The organism is Winogradskyella alexanderae (assembly GCF_020166335.1).
Classification (GTDB): domain Bacteria; phylum Bacteroidota; class Bacteroidia; order Flavobacteriales; family Flavobacteriaceae; genus Winogradskyella; species Winogradskyella alexanderae.
On sequence record NZ_JAIUJR010000017.1, the window covers coordinates 1 to 6,389 of the forward strand.

The window sequence follows — 6,389 nt, forward strand, 5'->3', positions numbered from 1 at the left end:
CCAAAATTTGTATTTGCGGAGACAATCAACGGGAGATTGTCCAGACAGATAACCTGGTCTGGTATGTCTATTTCTGGAAGGGGATGAATGATTATAGAAAATTGAACCAGGTCAAAGCATCCGGTTAAATTATTTTCAAGTCTTGCAATAATAACTTCATTATTAAAAGCAAAATAGGATACTATTTCTTGAATAGCGTTTACGCCTTGGGTTGCTTCACCTACCGAATTAAAATAGGTGACGGAATAGTTGTTGGAGTCCAAATTACCCAATATTGGAGCTGTTTGTTGCGAGATGTCAACTTCTAATAAACCATCAAAATCGTCGTCACAAAATTCAATATTATCAGGTTGGGTGACTTCTGGATTTGGTAAAACATTTAATACAAAGGGGTATACGTAATAACAATGCGTTGTGCTAAATTCAACACGTGCGTAAACAATATCACTATTACTGGAATAGTTATAATCTGAATTTAAACTATTTACATTGGCTTGCGCATCGGATTCTGTGGCAAAATAACTAAATAGCACATTGAAATCTACATCAACTATAATGTCATTAATTGTATTTAGATTGAAGTAATTATCTTCATTCTCACAGATTTCATAGGACTGAAAATTGTTAATTGCAGGTGGTAGAAAAACGTTTAGTTCCAGAGGCACAAAAGTATAACAGTTTGCAACGCTGTTGAATACTTTGATGTAAACCGTTTGTGGGTAACTTGAATTGACGAAGTTTTCCGGATTTGTTATAGTATTTGTGTTATTTTCCAAATCCTGAATCGATTCGAAATACGATATAACATTATTGGGATTATTTATTTCAAATAATTGACTTTCTGCAATAGTTAAATCAAATGTTGTTATGCCATCATAATTATCATCACAGTTTATTATTGGTTGTGGTACAAAAGGGTGCGGATTAATAATGAGTAGAAAATCCGTTAAACTAAAACATCCTGTTTCGTTATTTTCAATCCTTGCTATAATTTCTTGATTTGATGAGGCACTATGATTGGTTTCAATAGCATTCTCATTGTTCGTCGCATCGCTATAATTTGTATGGTATGTAACTGTAAACAAATTAGGGTCTTGATCACCTAATATTATTGGAGTCTGAGGATTTAAATTAAAAACTTCAATATTATCATTGGAGACATCGTCACAGACTTCTATGTTATCTAATGGATTTGCAATAGGTAATGGATTTATCTGTAAAGTAAAATCATAGATATAGTAACAGCCTGTATTTGCGTCCTCAATTTTAACAAAGATCACATCGTTTACAGATCCATAGGTATAGTCTGTAGCTAAGGCATTTATATTATTTTCAGCATCAGAATATGAATTGAAATACGTAAAAATGACATTAGTAATGTCATCACTTATAACAGTTTCAATTTCATTGAGATTAAAATAGCTATCTGGATTATCACATATTTCAAAAATCTCGAATTCATTAATTGGAGGAGGAAGGGTTGTATTTAACTCAAGATCTACAACAGTATAGCAATTTGCAGATGTATTTAGCACTTTCAAATACACCGTCTGTGGATTTGAGGTATTGGTATAATTTTCTGGTGTATTAATTGGATTAATATCCGACTCTAGATTTTCTACAGATTCGAAATAGGTAATAATTATATTGTCTGGTATATTTGGATATAGCTCGCTTTCTGAGGTTGTTAGATTAAAAGTATTGAGGCCATCATAGTCATTATCACAAATATTTATAGGGCTAACATTTGAAGGTGCTGGATACACTATAGTGTCAAATTGAGTAATGTCGTAACAACCAGTTATTGAGTTTGTAACTCTAACAAATATAGTTTCGTTATTTTCTGAATTATAGCTATCCTCGAGAACACTGCCGCCATTGTTTGCATCTTCAAGCGTACTATGGTATGTTACAATAAAAACTGATGGATCTTGATTTTGTAGAACAAACTGATTTTGTGACAACAAATCAAATATTTCAAACTCATCATTTGTCACATCATCACATGTTTCGAGATTGCTTACGGGATGCGCAATAGGCAATGGATTAATTATCAATTGAAAAGGGTAGGTAACAAAACATCCTGTCGTTTGGTATTCTACGCGAACAATGATGGTATGTGATGATTGCGTATAGATGTAATTTAAATCCAATGGATTTAGGTCATTATCAGCATCTGATTGATTATTGTGATAACTAATGCTGATGTCGTTAAAGTCATCGATTATTAAATCATCTATGGTACTTAAATCAAAGGACTGATCAATGTTGTCACATATTTCTACGAATTCAAAGTCATTTATTACTGGTAATGTATTAACAGTTAATTCTAAGGGTAGTGTAACAAAACAGTCGCTAATAGTATTATTAACCTTTACATATACTGTCTGAGGGCTAGACGTGTTATCAAAATTTTCTGGATCGGAAATGGCATTCAAATCTGCTTCCGCATCTACTAGTGATGTGAAATACGAAACTTCAATATTATCTTGTCTTACATCAAGGATTTCAATTTCTGAAATCGTTAAATCCCAGGTTAAGATTCCATCATAGTCATCGTCACAGCGTTCAACAGGACTTGGCATATTGACAATTGGTGCAGATATGATATTAATAGCGAAGGCTGATATACCGTAACAGTAATTGCCGTTATCAACTCTTGCAAATAGCTGTTGAGGGTTTACAGAATTGGTATACTCCAAAGGAACTTCATTTATGCTGTTATTGGCATCGTATGCTGAAGTATAAAAGGTTATTTCTAAAGTTTCTGGGCTTCCTAAGATCATCTCATCGATTGTAGTGCTCAAGTCTACAGTGACAAAACCGTCATTACTTATATCATCACAAACAAAAATATCGTTGGCTGGATTAAAAATGGGCAAGGAACCGACTTCTAACTCAAAGGAAGAGGTGCCATAACAGCTTGAATCGGTAATGTTTTCAACCCTAACATATATGGTCTGAGGGCTCGAAGTGTTTTGATAAGCTGCATATTTATTAATTGGGTTTGTGCCATTTTCGGCATCTTCTTCTGTCTCGTAGTATAAGACTTGTTTATCTGGCTGACCATTTAGAATTTCATTGTCTTTAAGATAAAAGTAAAAATCTGCCACACCACTTATATCCGCTTCACAATTTTCAAAATTAGTTATTGGGATAAATTCTGGTATTGTATTAACATAAACGTAAAAACCAGAAAGACTATAGCATCCAGTTGTTTCATTCTCAATCCTGGCATAAATATATGTAGTGCTTGTAGTAAATTGTGATGGATCTAATATTTCATTTTCACTGTTAATGGCATTATAATAGTCGTTATAGAATGTTATCTCAGATGTATCAATTTCAGTTGTTAACTCTGAGATTTTGTCTTCAAGATTTACTGTAGTAATACCATCATCATTATCATCGCAAACAATTATTGGATTTGGGTACATTATTTGAGGAGCACTTACAATGTTTACTTCAAGTGTTGTTACATCGTAACAGCCAGTTTGCGAATTTGTAACTCGTATGTAAAATAACTGTGGATTGGTAGAATTATAGACGTAATCTGGTAAATCATTTACATCATTTAATGCATCTTCCTCAGTATAATAATATTTTACATTTGCAGCTTGAACTCCTTGACTTGATACCGAATTAAAAGTATCCATAACTAGTGTTGTAAACCCATCCGTGTTTTCATCGCAATAATCAGCAGTCTGAGGCTGGAGGGATAGGGCAGGTGCAATTTCAAGGGTGATGGTGACGTACTCAACACAAACATCACTAACCACAGTAGCATAAATTTCGGTACCATTATTTGTTACAACGAATGGCACATTCTCGTCAATGGCATTTTCTTCATTATCTCTGTCTTCCTGAGTTAAATAAAAGGTTGTTTCAAATTCATCATAGCCATCTTCTAAGTCGTTTTCTACCGCAATAAGATCAAACTCTTCCATGCCATCATTTGATGGGTCGTCGCAAACTACATAAGCTTCGATATCAAATGTTGTCTGTATAATATTTGAATGTAACTCTATTTGCGTGATGGTAAAGCATCCGGTTGATGGGTCTAAAACCCTTACATATATTAATTGAAAATTTGGAACTATATTTTCGTAGGTTTCAGGATTAGCTATTTCGTTAACTCCAGCTATTGCGTCATAGTAATATTCATGAAATGATACTTCTAGTCCGGTTAATCCTTGTAAAATATTGCTCACTACAGATGTCAAATCAAAAGTTTCAAACCCATCAAAATCCTGCTCACAAGCATTGATCCATTGATTGTCGGTATTAATTGCGGGACTTTCTTGAAATTGTACATCTATTGTTGTTGTGGAAAAACAGCCTGTACTAGCATCATAAACGCGCACAAATAAAGATTCAGAGCTGTTAAAATTTAAATATGGCGAAAAGATAGGGTTCCATCCATTATCTGCTTCAGGTTGCGAGTAATGATAGGTAACATAAAGATTGGTATTCCCATTAGTGATTTGATCATTAGCTACAGTTAGGTCTATAAAGGTATAGCCATCAAGTGTTGGGTCAGGACAAACAATAATTGGTTCTGGTTCAACAACTTCAGGTTTGGGATTAACTATTAAATTGAAGGAAGAAAATGCAAGACAACCATTTATTGTATCTTCAATCCTAACAAATATTTGTTGTGGAGAAGAAGTATTTTGAAAGGGACTAAGAATAGAATTTTGATTATTTTGGGCATCCGCCTCGTTCAAATGATATGAGATATTGTAGTTTGAAGGTGGTACTGTTGAAAGCACTTCATAATATTTTGATTCAAGGTCAAAGGATTCAATGCCATCATTAGAGTCATCATCGCAAAGAATGAAGTCTGAAACATTGCTCACTTCTTGTTCTGAGCTAAGTGTTATATCGACAGAATCCCCAATAACACAAGATGTCTGATTAAGCTGTATTGTAATTTCAACACTATAATTGCCACTTTCAGTTACCTCATAATTGGAATCTGTGGCACCATTAAGTATTGCCCCATTTTGGTACCACTGGTATGTCGCTTGTGGGTTATTAATATTTCCATTAAGTATTACTGAATCGCCACAAGTCGTAATGTCAGGACCTAAGTCTACAGATGCATTAAAGCTATTTCCTTCAATGAATACTGCAGAATCAAAATTTTGATCTGTTTGGTCTGCGATTACTAATTTAATTTCATATTCTACATTAGGAATAATTGTTGCAGTTGCAGTTAATACTACAGTTCTTCCATTGTAATTTGTATCACCAACATTATAGCCCTCAAAATAAGTTTCGTTTTCAGCAGGACAACCTGCCGCTCCTAGAATTTGTTCATGAATAGTACTTGTATTTACTGGAATGTTTGTGCCTGGTATCAATGCGATATTTGAATAGGCTTCGTTTGATCCAGCTTCCCTAATTAGAAATGCAAAACCGTCAGAATAGAAACAAGGATATTCCTGCTGGTATTCTTCAGAAGCTAGGATATAATTGAACTCTATTTGATTAGCAACGGAAACAAAGTTAAAGTCAATTGATGTTGCGTTAAGGGTATTTGAAATGCCAAGAGCGTTCTCAAGATCAGTATCTGTACCCCAATTGTCGTCACCTTCATTAAGTGGGTTGGTATTAATCGAATTTCCAGCAGATAAAACATTACCTGTTGTCAGGACTATTCCATTTTCAAAAGGAAAATTTGAGTTTCCACGCTCAAAAAAGCCATAACTAGAAAACCCATTTATTTCACCGTTTACTGAAGATGATATATTAGATATTTCTACACAATTTTGGCCAAAATTGTTTGAAATTAATTGCTCAAGAGGGATAGAATCATCCGTTGTTATTTGTTGTCCATAGCTAAATAGAACACAATAAAATCCCATTAGAAATGGTATAGTTCGTTTCTTCAACATGATTGGTTATAATAGCGATTATGCGTATATTGCTTTGATTCAGCAAATTACATTTTGAGAAAATATAAAAAATTATCTATTTGTAGGTATTTTCTATCCCGATTTATCATCATTTTTGGATAAACTGCAGAATTTTTGGATGAGGTACTGATTTTAGTTTTACCTTCTAAGGGAAAAGTGACCTTTTACTTCAAACGACGTGTTACCTTGCTGTATTTTCGCAACAAACCAATAGTCGCTTGATGGCATTTTATTACCGTTGTATGTGCCATCCCAACCAGGTGTACTTGAACCCAATTGTTTTAATAGCTTGCCATAACGATCGAAAATATAAACGATACTTCCTGGTAAGGTTTCAATACCCACGATGTGCCATGTATCAAAATCCCCGTCATTATTGGGTGTCATGTGCTTAGGTGCATCGATGACTATAACTTCCTTAGTTACATCCGCACAACCGTTTAGATCTATTATGGTAATGGTATGGTA

General features: G+C 34.1%; 2 protein-coding genes. Both read right to left on the reverse strand.

The features are described 5' to 3' along the window. Positions 1–5,900: choice-of-anchor L domain-containing protein (locus LBU54_RS14915; RefSeq protein ID WP_224531867.1), on the reverse strand; the 5,900-nt coding region annotated here is incomplete at its 3' end. Positions 5,901–6,059: 159 nt separating this feature from the next. Beyond that, a partial coding sequence (locus LBU54_RS14920; RefSeq protein ID WP_224531869.1) for a T9SS type B sorting domain-containing protein occupies positions 6,060–6,389 on the reverse strand: 330 nt, incomplete at its 5' end.